The sequence below is a fragment of the Dorea sp. AGR2135 genome (assembly GCF_000420885.1).
Classification (GTDB): Bacteria; Bacillota; Clostridia; order Lachnospirales; family Lachnospiraceae; genus Dorea; species Dorea formicigenerans.
Genome location: NZ_ATVU01000004.1, coordinates 84,020 through 101,107 on the forward strand (window position 1 = coordinate 84,020; position 17,088 = coordinate 101,107).

Genomic DNA, 17,088 nt, shown 5'->3' on the forward strand with positions numbered 1-17,088 from the left:
ATGGCAAGGAAAAGCAGAAGAAATAAAAATGTTGAGGCTGTTAGTAATCAGATTATAGAAAACTGTGAGAATCTGATAGATACCGGAGCGTATATTCGATTATCTGTTGAAAATGGTGGAAATGAAACGGACGAAACTTTAGTTGTACAACAAATGCTGGTTGAAAAGTTCATAGAGGAGCATCCGGATTTAAAATTGGCAGGTACATATATAGACAATGGATTTAGCGGAACTAATTTTGAACGACCAGGCTTCTTGAAACTTATGGAAGATGTCCGGTCAGGAAAGATTCAGTGTATTGTTGTAAAAGACTTATCACGTTTTGGCAGGGACTATCTGGAAACAGGATATTATCTGGAAACGATTTTACCAAGGTTAAATGTAAGGTTTATCGCAATTACAGATGATTATGACAGTTCCAGAAAAGAGGACAGGGAAAACATCAGTGTTCCATTAAAAAATATGGTTAATGCCATGTATGCAAAAGATATGTCAAAAAAGATTCTGGCTGCAAAAGATGCACAGCGAAAAAAGGGAAATATTACTTTATCAAAAGTAGCATTTGGATATGTCCGTTCAGAGGACAGGCACAGACAGATTGTTGATGAAGAGGTTGCACCATTTGTAAGGATGATATTTCAGTGGTATATGATGGGAGTCAGCAAAAAGAAAATTGCAGATAGATTAAATCTCATGGGAATTGCAACACCTGGACAAAGAGAAAAAACTGGTGTATTGACTGTTCCGTTAGAACAGACAAAGTGGAGAACGGATACAGTAGATAAGATTGTGAATAACCCTACATATGTTGGAGATATTGTAACCGGAAAGTTGAAGCAGTCATTGTATAAAGGGATAAAGCAGTATAGAACTTCGCCGGAGGACTGGAATGTTCAGAGAGATATGCATACGCCGATGATCGCAAGGGATGATTATGAAGAACTGCAGGAAAGGTCAAATAAAATAAAAAAGGTCACAAGAAACTGGCATTTAAAATATATGGAGGACAGAGAAAAATACAAAGACTGTTTTCCCGGTATGGTTCGATGTGGAGATTGTGGACGTCCAATGTATTGTGTCCGCTATACCCATAATTATAAGACAATGGAGAAAGTAGGAATTTATTATACCTGTTCTGCTCAAAATTATACGAATAATTATTGCAGTCAGAAGATAGAAGAAAATCTGCTGAAGATACTTGTGATGGATCAAATTCAGATTCTTATAAGAAGTATGTGTGACAGAAAAAAGCTGTTACAAAAATTGAAAAGTGATTCCAGTGAGAAAAATGCTTTTTATGAAGCAGGTGCAAAAGTGCGAATGTTGGAAAGAAAAATAGCGCAGGCAGAAGAAAAGAACACTGTATTGTATGAGGACTATGTAGGTGGGATTGTAGAAAAAGAGGACTTCGATATGATGAAAGAGCGTTATATCCGGGAGTTACAAAATCTGAGGGATGATTTGCAAATTGCAAAACAGAATCAAAGAATGTTGGAGAAAAAAACTGACAGATATATGAATATGGTCAGCAACTTGGAGCAGTATCTTTCTGACAGGAGCTTCAATGAAGCACTGGTACAGGAACTTGTAGAATATGTGGAGATATATAAAAACGGAAGCATTCATGTGTGCTTCAAGTGTGATGATAAATATAAACAGATAACAGAATTGATAGAGGGTGTTAAAAGTGCGTAAGAATGGATTGTATCTGAGGTTATCTATTGCAGATGGAGATTTGGGAAAAGACAATAAGGATGAAAGTAACAGTATTGATAACCAGAGAACGCTTCTTGTAAATTTTGTTCAGGACAGGGATGATCTGTCAGATGAATATATAGAGTATGTGGATGACGGTTATTCGGGAACTAATTTTGAACGTCCGGCGTTTAAACGCATGATAGAGGATGCGAAAACTGGGAAAATAGATACGATTATTGTAAAAGATTTTTCACGATTTGGCAGAGATTATATTGGTGTAGGAGATTATCTGGAGCAAGTACTTCCAATACTGGGAATCCGTTTTATCTCATTAAACAATAATTATGACAGCAATGATTATTTAGGAAAAACTATGGGAATGGATATGGCAATTCACAACTTGGTCAACAACCTTTATAGCAAAGACATTTCTAAAAAGCTGAAAAGTGCATTGAGAGTGAAATGGAGAAATGGTCAATGGACTGGTGGGAAGCCTCCATTCGGATATTTGCGAAATAAAGAAACTGGAGAATGGCTGATAGATTCGGTAGCTGGAAAGTATGTAAGAATGGTTTTTGATAAAGCAATTGAGGGATGTAATACTTCTCAGATTTCATATTACATGAATGAGCAAAAGATTCCTACGCCGGGAAGATATAATAAAGAGAATGGTCTTACGCATTATGGATATAATCAAAAAATGCCAGAGTCGGAAATTCTGTGGGATTGTGGCATGGTTCGAGCCATTCTTGGAAGATATGAATATACAGGAGCTTTAGTGCAGGGAAAACGACAAAGTATTGCGGTTGGCAGTAAAGTAACCAGAAAATCGAGGGATAAAGATGTGGTTATTACAAAAAATGTTCATCCGGCAATCGTGTCAGAGAAAGAATATGAAATAGCAAAGGCAACTATCGCATTTATGAAAAAACCAGATTACCGGGGTACAAGAAAGTTTGCATTGAAAGGAAAAGTCAGATGTGGGAATTGCAGACGATCAATGGTATTGATGGAATCCGGTGCTAATGACAGGGTATATTGTCCACATAAAAAGATGACAGGAAAATTTGCCAAGTGTTCAGACGAAATGGTTTCTGTTTCAATTATAGAAGGGCATGTATGGTATGCTTTAAAACGTGTCCTTTATGTATTGGATGCTATACAGTTGGATTTTGAGGAAAAGACAACTAATTTGGATAGTGTCAGAAGAAAAAAGATAAAACAGCTAGAGGCTGAGAGTAATGTGTTAAAAAGTGAGAGAATACGTCAGTATGAATCGTATGCGGAAGGTATTATAACGAAAGAAAAGTATATGATGAAAAAAATGCAGATTACGGATCGAATGAATGGCATACAGGCAGAGATAGAAACACTCACACGTTTATCGGCGGAGGAAGAAGCATATAAAAGTAAAGTGGCATCTGCTGTTGAATTACTGGAAGGGGAAATGCAGCATGAGAAGATTACAAAAGAACTTGTAAATGCCACGATTGATACAGTTTATGTATATGATAAAAAGAGGATAGAGATAGTATTCAGTTTTGATGATGTTCTGATGAAAGCAATAGAAAAATACCAGAAAGGGGTAAAGGAAGCATGACATTTAAAAATTTTGTATGTAAAGGAATCTTAGTATTTGCAGGGCTGCTTCTGCTTGGATGGATTGGAAAATATATTTATATGGTGGATGGGGAAATTGACTGGTTCAGATTTATGCTGGTTTACGGAGTGCCAGTGGGAATCCCACATATGTTTATTATAATTCCCTGGCATTGGGATTTATCCGGTATCCTTGGAATGGTTGCTCTGTGCGTAATTGTAGGCGGGATATTTGGTTGTGTGATTGCAGCATGGCTTGGAATCCGGGCGGTATGGTATATGGTGGGATTTCCAATTAGCAAGATTGTGGCGATACATAAAAGGACTTGCTAAAAATAATAGTATGAAATATGACCACAGGTGTAAAGTGATATGCCTGTGGTTTTATTTTGCCATTTATATGATGCGGAAGATGTGATAAAATATCAATCAATAAATCAATGGGAGAAATGAGATATGTTAGATGATGAAAAATGCCTGTGTGGTTCAGGACGCTTGTATTCCATGTGTTGTAAACCGTTTAGTGGACAGGGAATAGAGAATTATAAAAAAGAAATCGACAGCAAAAATTATATTAAAGCGTATTATGTAGCTGTGGCGATGCTTTCTGATTATCTGGAAGATGTAAGAAAGCATACGAACAGAATATTGAAGGATAACCCTGTAATTGGAAGATTTGTGTTACATAAAGATGTAAATGCACTATCGGAGTTGGCAGATCGTATTTTTCACTGCATACCAAAAGGAAATACAGATAACTGGGGAGAACGATTTGAATTTATAAAAGGATTGGTGGATGCAGAGGACTGGAAGAATGAATGTGAATATTACCAGCTATTGTATTATGAACTGAATAATGATAAGGGAAAATTCTCAGAGCAGATTGAGGCTATTGTAAAAAATACAAAAGTGGATGTACATACAGACCAGAGAATGTTGGAACTGTTGCGGTCTGTCATTTTACCGTCAGGACAATTAACGGAGCTGCTTAAATTGGATGATATTTTGATTGAAAAGACGGATAGTTCCTTAATGAAATTGAAATATAAATTTGATAAGGCAATACAGCTTGCATTGGTTTCTGATAATACAAGTGCGAAAAAGATTGCAGATGAAGTGATGGCAGAACTGGAAAAAGAAGATTTATATACAGAAGATGAAGTGTATTCGCAGGATGTTATTGCAATGATGTATGAAATGTATCATAACTTTGATCCAGACGTAAAGTGGCTGGAAAAAGCATTGCATGTGCGTGAAAAAATGAACATTAAAAAGTTTACTGAAGCCGGAAAGGTAAAATATTATTCTGACATTGCCTATACATACTGGAAAATGGGAAATTATGAAGTTGCAGAACAGGATTTTTGCACAAGTCTTGAGTATGCAAAAACAGCATTTGCACAGATATATTTGTTGGATTGTTTGGTAGAACAAAAGAAAATCAAAAATCTGAAAGAGTATCTGGAGAGTGTGGAATTTGAAGATATGGGAGCCGATAGCATAGACTTTCTTATAATTGTAGGCAATGCAGCTATACAGCTTAATGATAACGACAGTATAGAACTGATCAAGCGTTATATCAAGGAAACAAATATAGAAGTTCCATATTATAAGTTTTACTTGAAAGAATTAGAGTTAGAATTAGAAAAGAAAAGTGGTAAAATCATGCGACTGCTTAATAAGCTAAGTCCATTGAGAAAGTATCTGATCCTGCAACCACAATTAAACGGAATTGGAATTAATGTAGAAAAAATTTTGGAAGATCTAAAAAAATAGACTATACATGATGAGTGAGGGAAACGTTTTGTGACGCTTCCCTCAAATTTTTTTCTATAATCATTTTCTGTAATAGTGATAAGAAATCCTCCGAAAATTATTTAGTGTCACGCAGACAGTCTTTTATGAGTTGAAGAGATTTTAAGATCCATTCCATTTCTTGCGGTGTGCAATCAGATAACAGGTTTTGTATTTTCTGATAAGACGGATCTGAAAAAGTGGAATCCGGTATGTTATTAGTGGAATTACTCGCAGGAGCAGTCTTGTGAATTTCTGTATTGTCATTAAGAAGCTGATTCTCTAATTCCTGAAGCGTTTGAGTATATTGTTCCCTTTCAGAGCCGGTCATTTTGTTTAAGAAAGAAACGTAAGTGCTGAGCTTCTGATTGATTATTTGATTTTTGAATGAAAGAGTAAGGGTGTCAGGAATGATATTTCCGTTTGTATCTTTCTGAGAATCAAAGTTTAAATCCAGTTGCTCGTTCATTTTAAATATAAGTGAGAGCAGATCGGAAACTGTATGAATATCAAAATCCATAAAAATATTGATACTAATGCCCAGGGCCTGTGATATTTTCAAGAGTTGCTCCGGCTTGGGCTTGCGTTCATCAGACTCGTATTTTTGCAAAGTGCTTATGCTTAAACCAGTAGCCTGTACAAGTTGTTCCTGAGTGAACCCATGCATAGTTCTAAAGTATTTGATTTTTTCGCCAACGGTCATTATCGCTACCTCCATAAAGGGATTATAACATATTTTTTACTGTTAAATACACAAAAATATATAAAAATGTATTGACACATACAAATGTATGGTATATATTAAAAACACATACAAAAGTAATATTTAAGTAGAACAAGACATACAAAAGTGATAGCAAGAATGAGTTAAGTGATACTTAAATAGAAGCAATTTTGGAACAAAAATATATGTTAGTGCAACTTAAAGTACAGTTAAAAAACAGGAGGAAAAAGCGATGACAGAAATCATTTTTGGAATTGATCATGGAAATGGAAATATGAAGGGAGAGAATGTATGCTTCCCATGTGGACTTGTCAGATATGTGTCTGAACCGGGACGCTTTATGAATGAAGATATTTTGGAGTATCAGGGAACATATTATACCCTGTCAGATACAAAAATGCCGTTTAAAGCTGATAAGACAGTAGATGATGATTACTTTATTCTCACATTATATGCTCTTGCAATGGAAGCTCGTAATAAAGGAATTACATTAACGGGAAAAGATGTAGTGCTTGGCGTGGGATTGCCACCCGCAGATTACGGTCAGCAGGCAACTTCATTTAAGAAATATTTCTTAGATCATGCAAAACATGGAATCAGTTTTAAGATGAATGGAAAATCCGTTAATTTCTATTTAAAAGATGTATTTGTCAGCCCACAGAATTTTGCAGCAGTCATGTGTTTTAAGGCAAGTCTTTTGAAGAAATATAGAACGGTAAACTGTATTGATATTGGGGATGGAACAGTTGACCTTTTGGTAATCAGAAATGGAAAACCGGATTTATCAGTTCGTGTCAGTGATCGTTCCGGTATGGCTGTTCTACGGTCTGAAATATCCAATGCGATTCAACAGAACTATGGCATTCATTTGGATTCGTCAGATGTAGAACAGGTTTTAATGCAGGAAGAAACCATATTAGATGAAAAAATCATACTGGAAATTCAGCGAATGGCAGAAAACTGGTTACAGAGAATTATCAATAAACTACATACCCATGTAACCGACTTTAGAACAAATCCGGCGGTCTTTCTTGGTGGAGGAAGTCTTTTACTCAGAAAACAGATTGAAAATTCCCCGGAATTTAAATATGTGGAATTTATTGATGACGTCCGGGCGAATGCGATTGGATATGAAAAACTGACAACAGCACGTCTGCGGAGAGGGTAGGAGGTGCTGGTCATGGGACAGATTAAGGTTGTATTGATATTTAATGAAGATGATGAACGTCAGAGAGAAGCAGGAGAATACTTAAAAACCAAGAAAAGATGCAAGACAGCACTTGTGACAGAATTGGTTCAGGCGTGGATGAAGAATGGAGAAGCAGGAACAGGAACATACACAGGAGCAGTGAGCATAGACGCTATCAAAAAACAGTTACTTCAAGACAAGGAGTTTTTGTTAGAAATAGAAAAATCAATGGGCGGAACGAGTTGTCGAGAAGTCGAGGAAACAGAGCCAGAAGATAGTGATAATCTGGATATGGATGAGGATATGATGCTTGCAGGAATGTCAATATTTGAAAACGAAATTTAAAATGTATCGAAGTACCGCTGAACATAGAATAAGTCTGTTTGGCGGTATTTTTATGCTTTTTTGTTATAGTGGGATATGATAGAATAAGTTTAAATCCTTTGTAACTAAGGGGACCTTGGAATTATAGAAAGAGGAAGTTGCATATGAGAGAAGCTGATTTTTCAGAACGTATTAAGACAATTCTTTGTGAACGTGTTGGGGGCAGATGTTCAAATCCAAATTGTAGAAGGGAAACATTAGGTCCTCATAGAGAGGGAGATAAACGATTATCAATAGGTGAAGCCGCCCACATTTTAGGAGCATCACCAAAGGGCGCAAGATATGATGCGAGAATGACAAAAGAAGAAAGAGAATCTATAAATAATGGAATATGGTTATGTAGTGCTTGTCACACATTAATTGATAAAAGTCCAGACGAATATCCAGTAGAAGAATTGCTAAAGTGGAAGATGATAGCGGAATATGAACAAGAACGACGTCTGAAGGGAGAAGATATAGTTTCTTTTCAAAGCCAGCAGATGGAAAGGAAAAAGGAAGCATTAAAGCAGGTCAAGTATGCAACTGATTGCTTCCATGATTTGTTGGAATATTCATATAAATATTGGAAAATGAATTTTGCACAATCTTTTTCTAATCCGATTGATTTACAAAATGAAATAGATGATCATCATTTTATGTATGAAGAAGAATTGCTTCACATAAATAAATATCTTGAAAAAAGGGATGATCTTTATGAGGCGCTAAATCAACATTCTCTTGACTTGGGAAAACAAGTAGTAGAATTGTTGAATGAATATATAAATTTGACAACATTCCAATATTATGATGATGGTATAGGAATGGCTAATAATTATTGGTCTTCATTTTTTAATATGATTTCTAAGAATATAGATAATTTAAGAAAGATTAAAAAGGAAACAGATGATATACTATATTCTATGTATTCAGCTTAAACTGACGGAATAAACTACAATATAAAATCGTAATGGACAACATCGCAAGGAAGCAAGACCGCAAAAGTATAAAAGAAGGGTGCAGAAATAATAAAGTTTCTGCGCCCTTAAATTATTTGCCTGGTTTGTAGTTGCGTAATGCAGTTTTGGTTGATTTTATAATTTCCAGTAAAAATTCTTTTTCCTGATTGCTACAATCAGAAGTAAGCTCTTTTATATCGGCATCAAATTTTGAAACCAGTACAGGCGTATTGTCATATAAAAGCTGATCTACAGTAGTATCAAGGCTTTGAGCAATGCCGAGCAATGTTGCAAGGCTTAATTTGGTATGTCCGTTTTCGATACTGCTGACATAGGTAGGGGCAACGTCGATCATATTTGAAAGTGTTTCCTGAGTCATTTTTTTTGACAGACGTGCAGTGCGGATCCTTTTACCGATAGCAAGATAATCAATTTCTACTTCCAAACCTGTCACCTCCTAGACTTTGACTATTAGTTAAGATTTATTGCGAAACTCCACACACATTTGATATTCCTTATTGTATTCCCAAAAAAGATATATTATAATGAAACATAAGTAGAAGTTTAATGCAATTATTCACATGTAGTAGAAAAAAGAGCAAAAGACACCGGGGGCATCAAATTTGGAAAGTATAAATACGGGTGTTGAATTTTATTCAAATGTGAAAGCCTCGGAGGTGGAATGGGTATGGTACCCATATATTCCCTGTGGGAAGATTACAATGTTGCAGGGAGATCCGGGAGAGGGTAAGTCAACACTGATTATTCATGTTGCAGCGATACTAACAAAAGGCGGATATTTGCCAGATGGACAGAAGATAAAAAAGCCAGAGATGGTAATATATCAGTGTTCAGAAGATGGAAAAGGAGATACGATAAAACCAAGGCTGGAACAGGCTGGGGCTGATTGTAGTAAGGTTGCATTCATAAAGGAAGATAATGATGAATTGACACTGGAAGATGAACGTATAAGAAATGCTATTATACAGATCAGTGCGAAAATGGTTGTGCTTGATCCGATACAGGCATTTATCGGTCACAATGGAAATATGACAAATGCAGTAAAAATGCGAGAAATCTTATCAAAGTTATCCAAGGTGGCAGCAGAAACTAATTGTGCAATAGTATTAGTTGGACACATGAACAAAAGTGGTGGTGGAAACCAATTATACAGAGGATTAGGCAGTATTGACATTGCGGCAGCAGCGAGAAGCATTCTTATGGTATCCAGAGATAAAGAAGAACCTTGGAAACGGTATATGTTTCCGGTAAAATCAAGTCTTGCACCAGAAGGAGAACCAATAGGGTTTGAACTGGATAAGAAAAAAGGGTTTCGATGGATTGGAAAATGCCAGATAAATGTGGAAGAGTTGCTTAATGTTGAGAAAAGCACAGGAAAGAAAGATATTGCTGTAGAATATCTGCAAAAACTGTTATCAGTAGAAGATTTAGCAAGTACCTATATTTATGAAAAAATGAAAGAGTATGGTATTGCAAAAAGAACGGTACAGGAAGCAAAGAAAATTGCTGAAATAAAAGCATATAAAAAAGGTAAAATCTGGTACTGGCATATGGAAGTGGGGGACAGCATATGAACGAACAGGAAAAACATGCTGCAAGCCAGGAAGAACGGAAAGAAAAGATTCGTGCAAGGTATAAGGGCGTGGATCGCAGCGAATTAGAGTTCATTCCTGCGAAACAGAAAGAAAAATTATTTGAAGATGCAGGCACCAAAAGGGTGTGTGCTTATTGCCGTGTGTCTACAGATGATGCCAATCAGACATCTTCATATGAACTGCAGAAAAATCATTATGAAGATATGATAAAGGAACATGCAGGGTGGACACTGGTTGGGATATATGCGGATGAGGGAATTTCCGGCACATCTTTACAGCATAGGGATGAATTTAATCGTATGATCGAGGATTGTAAAGTAGGGAAAATAGATTTAATAGTTACCAAAAGTGTATCACGATTTGCCAGAAATATCGTGGATTGTATTGCTAAAGTTCGTGAATTAGCAAATATGAAACCGCAGGTAGGCGTATTTTTTGAAACAGAGCATATTTACACACTTGATAATACGAGCGAAATGATGCTTGCAGTGTTATCGGCAGCAGCACAGGAAGAATCACATACGAAAAGTGAAATTATGAATATTTCTATTGAACAACGGTTTTCAAGAGGAATATTTCTGACACCCAAACTCTTAGGTTATGATAAGGACGAGGATGGGAATTTAGTTATTAATGAGTCGGAAGCAGATACGGTTCGCTTGTGTTATTATCTGTTCCTGAGTGGCTTTCCTACTTCTGAAATTGCTGAAATTTTGATGGATTTAGGACGTAAAACTAAATTAGGAAATACAAAGTGGACAGGAAGTACAGTTGTAAATGTTCTACGCAATGAAAGGCATTGTGGGGATGTTTTATCAAGAAAAACTTTTACACCTAATTACCTGGATCATAAATCAAAGAAAAATAACCATGATCGGAACCAATATAGACAGACCGATCACCATGAAGCTATTGTGAGCCGGGAGATTTATAATGCAGCGCAAAAAATGCTGGATGCAAGCAAATATATGAAAAAAGGGTATCCATTGCCAACTTTACAGGTAGTGGATCAGGGAGCTTTAAAAGGCTTTGTGCCTGTAAATCGTGCATGGAATGGATTTTCGTCAGCAGATTATGAAAAGGCATCATTAAGTGCTTATTCTGAAAACAATAATGAAATTTGTGCAGAGAAAACGGAAAACCGAGGATTTGATTTAAGTGGTTACGAAATTGTGAGGGCGCAGTTCTTTTCAACAAGATTTGATCCGGCAGTAACGATTTCTTCGGGGAAAATTGTATTTAATACAGCTTGTTTGAAGAAATTTGAAGATGTAGAGTATGTAGAATTGCTTTTTAATTCTGTGGAAAAGTGTATTGCAGTTCGTCCATGCGAAAGAAGCAGCATAAATGCTATAAAATGGGGAACTATACGAGATGGACGATGGGCGGTGCTTCCAAAAAGCTGTAAAGGATTTTCAGAGCCATTATATGAGCTTATGGGATGGAATAAAGAATGCAAGTATAAATTGCGTGGACAGTTTTGTGGTAGTGCAGATGAGCAGGTAATGATTTTTGAGTTAGAAGAACCAGAAGTGCTTGTACAGGAGAAAAATGCAGAACAATCTGCGGAAGAAGTGGAGAAAAAGCCAGAAGAAGCTCAAAAGCCAGTAAAGAAGATACTTTATCCGGAAGCCTGGACATATAATTTTGGAGAGTCTACAAATAGAACAGTATTTTTACAGAGAGTGGCATATAGAGGAAACTGGGATATACTGCGCCCTGCAACAACTGTTGAAGGGATGGAGATTATAACCAGAGAAGTTCTTGATGATCTGTTGGAGTCAGCAGAGAAATTGATAGATAAAATGAGGTGTGCTAATTATGCATGATACAGCGGAGTATACGGACGAAAAAGAAATTGTTGATCAGAAAGCAATCGAGTTGGCAAAGGATTTTAGTTATGAGGGGTATCAGGTTGTCAGACGAGAACTGTTTGCTCATTTAAGGGAACCGGCTGTCGTGATCCGGAGAGATAGTGTGACATTTAATACAGCCTGCATCGCTGGTTTAGAGGATGCAGTTTACATACAGATACTTGTGAACCAGGATAATAAGAGAATGGTTGTCCGAAAATGTGAGGAAAATGATAAAGATGCACTTCGTTGGTGTGTGGCAAAGCCAGATAAGCGTAAAAGCAGAAAAATGACAAACAAAATCTTCTCTGCAATGATGTATGAAATGATGGGATGGAATCTGGATTGCCGATATAAGATTTTGGGACACAAGATTACTTTTGAAGATGAAACAATTTATGTGTTTGACTTGATGGAAACGGAGATATTCCTGGATATTAAAGGGAAAAGAGCGAAAAAAGACACAGAAAGTCAGACTACTATTGAAAATGCTAATAATATAGAAGAAACAGCATCAAGTGATACAGATACTGAATGTTCAGCAGAAGAAATAAAGAGAAAGAACCGTATACCATTTTATCCAAAGGAATGGAAAGATTCTTTTGGTTTACCAGTGGAAGAACATAGGAAAGCACTGGAAATAAATATGCTGGATGGTTATGCAGAATTTACAACAGGAAAATAGACAAAGGGGAAAGTCTGCCCTAAAGATGGGAGGTATCAGTGTGCAGGAACATAATATTGTGATACCAGGGATTTCGCTATGCCAAAAATGGGGGAAAATACGGATTTTTCATTCAACGATAGTGGCATTGGGCGAACCAAAGTACATACGATTTTTGTTTAACCCTGAAAAGCGGGGATTGGTGGTACAGGCATGTGCCAGAAAAGAAGCAGAGTGTTTTCGTGTGCCTAAATATAACCCGGAAAATTGGGAATTTAAGATCAGCAGTGTGCCAATGCTGCGAATGATATGGAAAACGTGCGAATGGGATACAGAAAAGACGTATCGTTTGACGGGTATATGCCATTCAGAGTACAATCTGGTGGAATTTGATATGAAGCAGGCAACGGTGCTGACAGTGGAAGAATTTTAAGAAAACAGCGTAAAATAGGGACTTCTGAGAGATCAGAGGTTCTTTTTTTGTGCTGTTTTTGAGGGTGATTGCATGGTGTGGTGATGAAAAATTTTCTCTGAAAAAAAGTTGTTTCTATCTTTACATCAGGAGGAACTCTTTCAGTTTGTGGACCTCGTCCGCAACTCGTTAGAGATATGGTTTTTATGACTAATGAACAACGTATGCGTCATACTGCGAAACCCGGATTAAGTGGATTAGCACAAGTAAATGGAAGAAATGCGATTAAATGGGAAGATAAATTAGATTGGGATTTGAAGTATATTCAAAAAGTGTCACTAGAGTTTTAATGATATTATTAACCATCGAAGCTTTGAAATACTCTCCGCAATATGAAGAAGGCATGTCAGATGATGAGATACTGGCAGCACATGGAATATTAAGTTATTCCCAGACATTAGAATGGAAAGGTGCCGTGGAGTATTGCATGACAGATCGAAATGGCACAGCGATAGAGAAGAAAATCGACACTTCCTTGAATTATTATGGAACGGTACTTAATGCACAGACATTAGAGCATGCCGTACCAAACTTACGAAATAGTGTTGAAAAAATCATTGTGATTGAGAATAAAGCGAATTATGAAAGCATGGAATATGATCCAAAAGTTCTATATATCTTTTGTCATGGCTACTTTTCGCCAAAGGAAGTTCGCTTTTTGCAAATGTTAATGAAGACAGCACCGGAAGAAATCCAGTGTTATCATTGGGGAGATATGGATTACGGTGGAATACAGATTTTTTTGTATAATGAAAAGAATATTTTTCCAAATCTGATTCCATGGAAGATGGACGTTCCCTCTTATAAGGCAGCGTTGGAAAAGGAAAAAGGGATTAAGCTATGCAGCAAAAAGCAGAAAAAGTTAGAAGCATTGAATGCCGGTAAATTAGAAGTACTGAAACAGTGTATATTGGAAAATAAGATGGAAATCGAGCAGGAGATGTTAGTATAAAAATGTCTCGATCTCATCGACAGTCATCATATTATATACACTCTGGCAAAGCAAATTCAATTACAAAGATAGATTTGAATCAGCTTCATCTCTTGCGCCAGCGCAGCTTCTATGGTATACTTACACGGATTGTAGAATTGACTATATAATGACAAATAAGAGGAATCTGGTCGCAAAAAAGCTTTTTTAGATACTGGATTTCGTATCGGGGCTCACGAGGGAGTCTTGAAGTGTACATATACAAGAGACGCAGTGAAAGGAGTTATAGTATGTGTGGGATTGTAGGATTTACAGGTGATATGCAGGCAGCACCAATTCTGTTGGATGGTCTTTCTAAGTTGGAGTACCGAGGATATGATTCGGCAGGAATCGCAGTAAGAGATGGAGAGAAAGAGACAGAAGTAATTAAAGCAAAAGGCCGTCTGAAAGTTCTGTCTGAGAAGACGAATGGCGGAGAATCTGTACCTGGAACATGTGGTATCGGACATACAAGATGGGCGACTCATGGAGAGCCATCTGAGACAAATGCACATCCGCACATCAGTGATGATGGCAATGTTGTAGCAGTTCACAATGGTATTATAGAGAACTATCAGGAACTGAAAGATAAGCTGATCCGTAAAGGTTATTCTTTTTACTCAGCAACAGATACAGAAGTTGCTGTAAAATTAGTTGACTATTATTATAAGAAATATCTTGGTACACCGGTTGATGCAATCAATCATGCATTGATCCGTATTCGTGGTTCTTATGCACTGGCAATGATGTTTAAGGATTATCCGGGAGAGATTTATGTGGCAAGAAAAGACAGCCCGATGATACTTGGTGTAGATGGTGAGAATTCTTACATCGCATCTGATGTTCCGGCTATTCTGAAATATACAAGAAATGTGTATTACATCGGAAATCTTGAGATGGCCCGCGTAAGAAAAGGAGAGATTACATTTTACAATCTGGACGGAGACGAGATTCAGAAAGAGTTGAAGACGGTCGAGTGGGATGCAGAAGCAGCTGAAAAGGCTGGATTCGAGCATTTCATGATGAAAGAGATCCATGAGCAGCCAAAAGCAGTTTCTGACACTTTGAATTCTGTCCTGAAAAATGGAGCGATTGATTTATCGGAAGTAGGATTATCCGAAGAGGAGATGAAAGAGATCAGCCAGATTTATATCGTAGCATGCGGATCTGCTTATCACGTAGGTATGGCAGCACAGTATGTCATCGAAGACCTGGCAAGAATTCCGGTACGTGTGGAACTGGCAAGCGAATTCCGTTATCGTAATCCAATCTTAGATCCAAAAGGTCTGGTCATTATCATCAGCCAGTCCGGAGAGACTGCAGACAGCCTTGCAGCACTCCGCGAATCTAAGGAGATGGGAATTAAGACACTTGGTATTGTAAATGTGATCGGATCTTCTATCGCAAGAGAAGCAGACAACGTATTCTATACACTGGCAGGACCGGAGATTTCTGTAGCTACAACAAAAGCTTACAGCACACAGTTGATCGCAACTTATGCACTTGCAATTCAGTTTGCAAAGGTTCGTGGACAGATTACGGAAGAACAGTATACAGGATATATTGAAGAGCTGCAGACAATTCCGGATAAGATCAATAAGATTATTGCAGATAAAGAGAGAATCCAGTGGTTCGCAGCAAAACAGGCTAATGCAAAAGACGCATTTTTCGTAGGAAGAGGAATTGATTATGCAATCAGTCTGGAAGGCAGCCTGAAGATGAAAGAAATCAGTTATATCCATTCTGAGGCATATGCAGCAGGAGAATTGAAACACGGAACCATTTCTCTGATTGAAGATGGAACACTGGTAATCGGAGTGCTGACACAGCCAGATCTCTATGAGAAGACAGTCAGCAATATGGTAGAATGTAAGAGCCGTGGAGCGTACCTTATGGGATTGACTACATTTGGTCATTACAATATTGAGGATACAGCAGATTTCACTGTTTATATTCCAAAGACAGATCCACATTTTGCAACATCACTTGCAGTTATTCCATTACAGTTGATGGGATATTATGTGAGCGTGGCAAAGGGATTAGACGTAGATAAGCCGAGAAACCTTGCAAAGAGTGTAACAGTGGAATAAGAATAATAGAATAAGAATGTTAATTGAGGACATAGTGTTTATCTCAGTCGAGAAGACTCCCACCTTCAGGTGGTGAGTAGTAGCAAATTTGTCTCAGTGGGAGTCCGATCTCCGACTGAGATAAATGCTCCGCGAGGATGCGCAGTGATTCTGATAGGAATATGTCAGCTTTGCTGACCAGAATCATGCGCCAAGTCTCACGGATGTTCGACTTGAATTAAAATGCTATGTCCTCTTTATAAAAAATGAAGCCTCCCATTTAAGGAGCCTTCATTTTTTATGAGTGTCTGACAAATTTCAATTATGATATCTGTTCAGATACAAAATGTTCAATTTGAAAATAATCCAATACTGGGATTACTCAGCCTCTTCACTGTCTTCGTCATCAGCAACTGCAATATGTGATTCAGTTACAGTAACAACAGTTGTCTCAGGATCTGTAACCAGGTGGACATCTTTATCCTGTGCAAGTGACAGATCTTTTACTTTAATCGTATCGCCGATACGGAGTTCTGCTACATCAATTTCAACTTTGTCAACAAGTGCAGATGGAAGTGCTTTATAAGAAACTTCCTCTAACTGTTGCTGCAATACACCAGATTCAAGTTTGTCATGGTTTACAAGAACAATCTCTGCAACAGAATGTACAACTTCATCTTTGACAAGAGCCTGGAAATCCATCTCATCTACTCTGCCTTTTAATGGGTTATAATCAACCTCTTTGATTAATACATTGTGGGATTCGCCGTCAATATCCAACATGATCTGGCTTCCTTTATTGCTCGTCTTAAGCAGGCGGTCAACTGCGGCAGCATCCATTTTTACTGGAATGGACTCTTTCATCTCTTTGCCGAATACGTTACCGGTAACATAGCCCTCTCTTCTTAATTTTTTTGCTTTTACGGCAAGTGTTCTTTTTTCAGCTTTTAAAGTATTCATTTATCTTTTCCTCCAAGTCTGAATAATTTTATGAGTTCTATCTGTTACAACTGTAGTATAGCACCCGCGCAATATTATGATTAACCAAAAAAATATAAAAACAGAGAAAAAGATTGTGCAAAATAGACAAAGCACTAAGACCTGATGTTTCATGTATAACG

The 17,088-nt window shown here is 37.3% G+C and carries 17 protein-coding genes; 14 read left to right on the forward strand and 3 right to left on the reverse strand.

Annotated elements, in window-relative coordinates; all coding sequences use genetic code 11:
- From G593_RS0104040 to G593_RS0104055, 4 genes are all read left to right on the forward strand, one after another.
- Positions 1-1,695, forward strand: coding sequence for a recombinase family protein (locus G593_RS0104040; protein WP_029730858.1), 1,695 nt, complete (start codon positions 1-3; stop codon positions 1,693-1,695).
- Positions 1,688-3,298 (forward strand): recombinase family protein, encoded by a 1,611-nt coding sequence (locus tag G593_RS0104045; protein WP_029730859.1) that lies wholly within the window; start codon positions 1,688-1,690, stop codon positions 3,296-3,298. The genes G593_RS0104040 and G593_RS0104045 overlap by 8 nt, the downstream gene beginning before the upstream one ends.
- Entirely contained in the window at positions 3,295-3,630 is a 336-nt protein-coding gene (locus G593_RS0104050; RefSeq protein WP_029730860.1) for a DUF6050 family protein, read from the forward strand. The genes G593_RS0104045 and G593_RS0104050 overlap by 4 nt, the downstream gene beginning before the upstream one ends.
- A gap of 123 nt (positions 3,631-3,753) precedes the next feature.
- On the forward strand, positions 3,754-5,073 hold the full coding sequence (locus G593_RS0104055; RefSeq protein WP_029730861.1) for a hypothetical protein: 1,320 nt from the start codon (positions 3,754-3,756) through the stop codon (positions 5,071-5,073).
- A 97-nt stretch (positions 5,074-5,170) separates the two neighbouring features.
- Here the strand turns inward: G593_RS0104055 and G593_RS0104060 are convergent, their stop codons facing one another.
- Complete coding sequence (locus tag G593_RS0104060) at positions 5,171-5,794, reverse strand: helix-turn-helix domain-containing protein (protein ID WP_081646485.1); 624 nt, start codon at positions 5,792-5,794, stop codon at positions 5,171-5,173.
- 253 nt (positions 5,795-6,047) lie between these two features.
- Here G593_RS0104060 and G593_RS0104065 point away from each other — a divergent pair, with 253 nt between their 5' ends.
- The 3 genes from G593_RS0104065 (at position 6,048) to G593_RS19005 (ending at position 8,302) form a co-directional block, all read left to right on the forward strand.
- Positions 6,048-6,983 carry a ParM/StbA family protein gene (locus G593_RS0104065; RefSeq protein WP_029730863.1) on the forward strand — a complete coding sequence of 312 codons (936 nt, stop codon included), beginning with the start codon at positions 6,048-6,050 and terminating at the stop codon, positions 6,981-6,983.
- 12 nt (positions 6,984-6,995) lie between these two features.
- The gene (locus G593_RS0104070) at positions 6,996-7,349 is read left to right on the forward strand and encodes a hypothetical protein (RefSeq protein WP_021860390.1); all 354 of its coding nucleotides are present in this window, start codon (positions 6,996-6,998) and stop codon (positions 7,347-7,349) included.
- A 143-nt stretch (positions 7,350-7,492) separates the two neighbouring features.
- The gene (locus G593_RS19005) at positions 7,493-8,302 is read left to right on the forward strand and encodes an HNH endonuclease (RefSeq protein WP_049946456.1); all 810 of its coding nucleotides are present in this window, start codon (positions 7,493-7,495) and stop codon (positions 8,300-8,302) included.
- 112 nt (positions 8,303-8,414) lie between these two features.
- On the opposite strand, the gene G593_RS0104080 is transcribed toward G593_RS19005, so the two are convergent.
- Positions 8,415-8,768 carry a helix-turn-helix domain-containing protein gene (locus tag G593_RS0104080; RefSeq protein WP_021860392.1) on the reverse strand — a complete coding sequence of 118 codons (354 nt, stop codon included), beginning with the start codon at positions 8,766-8,768 and terminating at the stop codon, positions 8,415-8,417.
- Positions 8,769-8,946: 178 nt separating this feature from the next.
- Here G593_RS0104080 and G593_RS0104085 point away from each other — a divergent pair, with 178 nt between their 5' ends.
- The 7 genes from G593_RS0104085 (at position 8,947) to glmS (ending at position 15,988) form a co-directional block, all read left to right on the forward strand.
- Positions 8,947-9,918: an AAA family ATPase gene (locus G593_RS0104085; protein WP_021860393.1), complete on the forward strand. Its 972-nt coding sequence runs from the start codon at positions 8,947-8,949 to the stop codon at positions 9,916-9,918.
- The gene (locus G593_RS0104090; protein ID WP_049946457.1) at positions 9,915-11,768 is read left to right on the forward strand and encodes a recombinase family protein; all 1,854 of its coding nucleotides are present in this window, start codon (positions 9,915-9,917) and stop codon (positions 11,766-11,768) included. The genes G593_RS0104085 and G593_RS0104090 overlap by 4 nt, the downstream gene beginning before the upstream one ends.
- Positions 11,761-12,477 (forward strand): hypothetical protein, encoded by a 717-nt coding sequence (locus G593_RS0104095; protein ID WP_049946458.1) that lies wholly within the window; start codon positions 11,761-11,763, stop codon positions 12,475-12,477. Before G593_RS0104090 ends, G593_RS0104095 begins: the two co-directional genes overlap by 8 nt.
- 40 nt (positions 12,478-12,517) lie before the next feature.
- Positions 12,518-12,889 carry a hypothetical protein gene (locus tag G593_RS0104100; RefSeq protein ID WP_114001415.1) on the forward strand — a complete coding sequence of 124 codons (372 nt, stop codon included), beginning with the start codon at positions 12,518-12,520 and terminating at the stop codon, positions 12,887-12,889.
- Positions 12,890-13,005: 116 nt separating this feature from the next.
- Positions 13,006-13,218, forward strand: a complete 213-nt coding sequence (locus tag G593_RS19275; RefSeq protein WP_330360794.1) for a sugar transferase — start codon at positions 13,006-13,008, stop codon at positions 13,216-13,218.
- The gene (locus G593_RS0104105; protein ID WP_242827028.1) at positions 13,218-13,880 is read left to right on the forward strand and encodes a Wadjet anti-phage system protein JetD domain-containing protein; all 663 of its coding nucleotides are present in this window, start codon (positions 13,218-13,220) and stop codon (positions 13,878-13,880) included. Before G593_RS19275 ends, G593_RS0104105 begins: the two co-directional genes overlap by 1 nt.
- Before the next feature lie 269 nt (positions 13,881-14,149).
- A complete protein-coding gene (gene glmS, locus G593_RS0104110) occupies positions 14,150-15,988 on the forward strand; it encodes a glutamine--fructose-6-phosphate transaminase (isomerizing) (RefSeq protein ID WP_029730871.1) in 1,839 nt (612 codons plus the stop codon).
- Positions 15,989-16,345: 357 nt separating this feature from the next.
- Here glmS and G593_RS0104115 read toward each other — a convergent pair whose 3' ends face one another.
- Positions 16,346-16,927, reverse strand: a complete 582-nt coding sequence (locus tag G593_RS0104115) for a 50S ribosomal protein L25 (protein ID WP_029730872.1) — start codon at positions 16,925-16,927, stop codon at positions 16,346-16,348.
- Positions 16,928-17,088: the final 161 nt, after the last annotated feature.

Excerpts from the sequence above, each read along its gene's own strand:
- G593_RS0104115 (WP_029730872.1), bottom strand. The coding sequence starts at position 16,927 with ATGAATACTTTAAAAGCTGAAAAAAGAACACTTGCCGTAAAAGCAAAA.
- G593_RS0104060 (WP_081646485.1), bottom strand. The coding sequence starts at position 5,794 with ATGACCGTTGGCGAAAAAATCAAATACTTTAGAACTATGCATGGGTTC.
- G593_RS0104050 (WP_029730860.1), top strand. The coding sequence starts at position 3,295 with ATGACATTTAAAAATTTTGTATGTAAAGGAATCTTAGTATTTGCAGGG.
- G593_RS0104105 (WP_242827028.1), top strand. The coding sequence starts at position 13,218 with ATGATATTATTAACCATCGAAGCTTTGAAATACTCTCCGCAATATGAA.
- G593_RS0104040 (WP_029730858.1), top strand. The coding sequence starts at position 1 with ATGGCAAGGAAAAGCAGAAGAAATAAAAATGTTGAGGCTGTTAGTAAT.
- G593_RS0104090 (WP_049946457.1), top strand. The coding sequence starts at position 9,915 with ATGAACGAACAGGAAAAACATGCTGCAAGCCAGGAAGAACGGAAAGAA.
- G593_RS0104065 (WP_029730863.1), top strand. The coding sequence starts at position 6,048 with ATGACAGAAATCATTTTTGGAATTGATCATGGAAATGGAAATATGAAG.
- G593_RS0104070 (WP_021860390.1), top strand. The coding sequence starts at position 6,996 with ATGGGACAGATTAAGGTTGTATTGATATTTAATGAAGATGATGAACGT.
- glmS (WP_029730871.1), top strand. The coding sequence starts at position 14,150 with ATGTGTGGGATTGTAGGATTTACAGGTGATATGCAGGCAGCACCAATT.
- G593_RS0104095 (WP_049946458.1), top strand. The coding sequence starts at position 11,761 with ATGCATGATACAGCGGAGTATACGGACGAAAAAGAAATTGTTGATCAG.
- G593_RS19005 (WP_049946456.1), top strand. The coding sequence starts at position 7,493 with ATGAGAGAAGCTGATTTTTCAGAACGTATTAAGACAATTCTTTGTGAA.
- G593_RS0104055 (WP_029730861.1), top strand. The coding sequence starts at position 3,754 with ATGTTAGATGATGAAAAATGCCTGTGTGGTTCAGGACGCTTGTATTCC.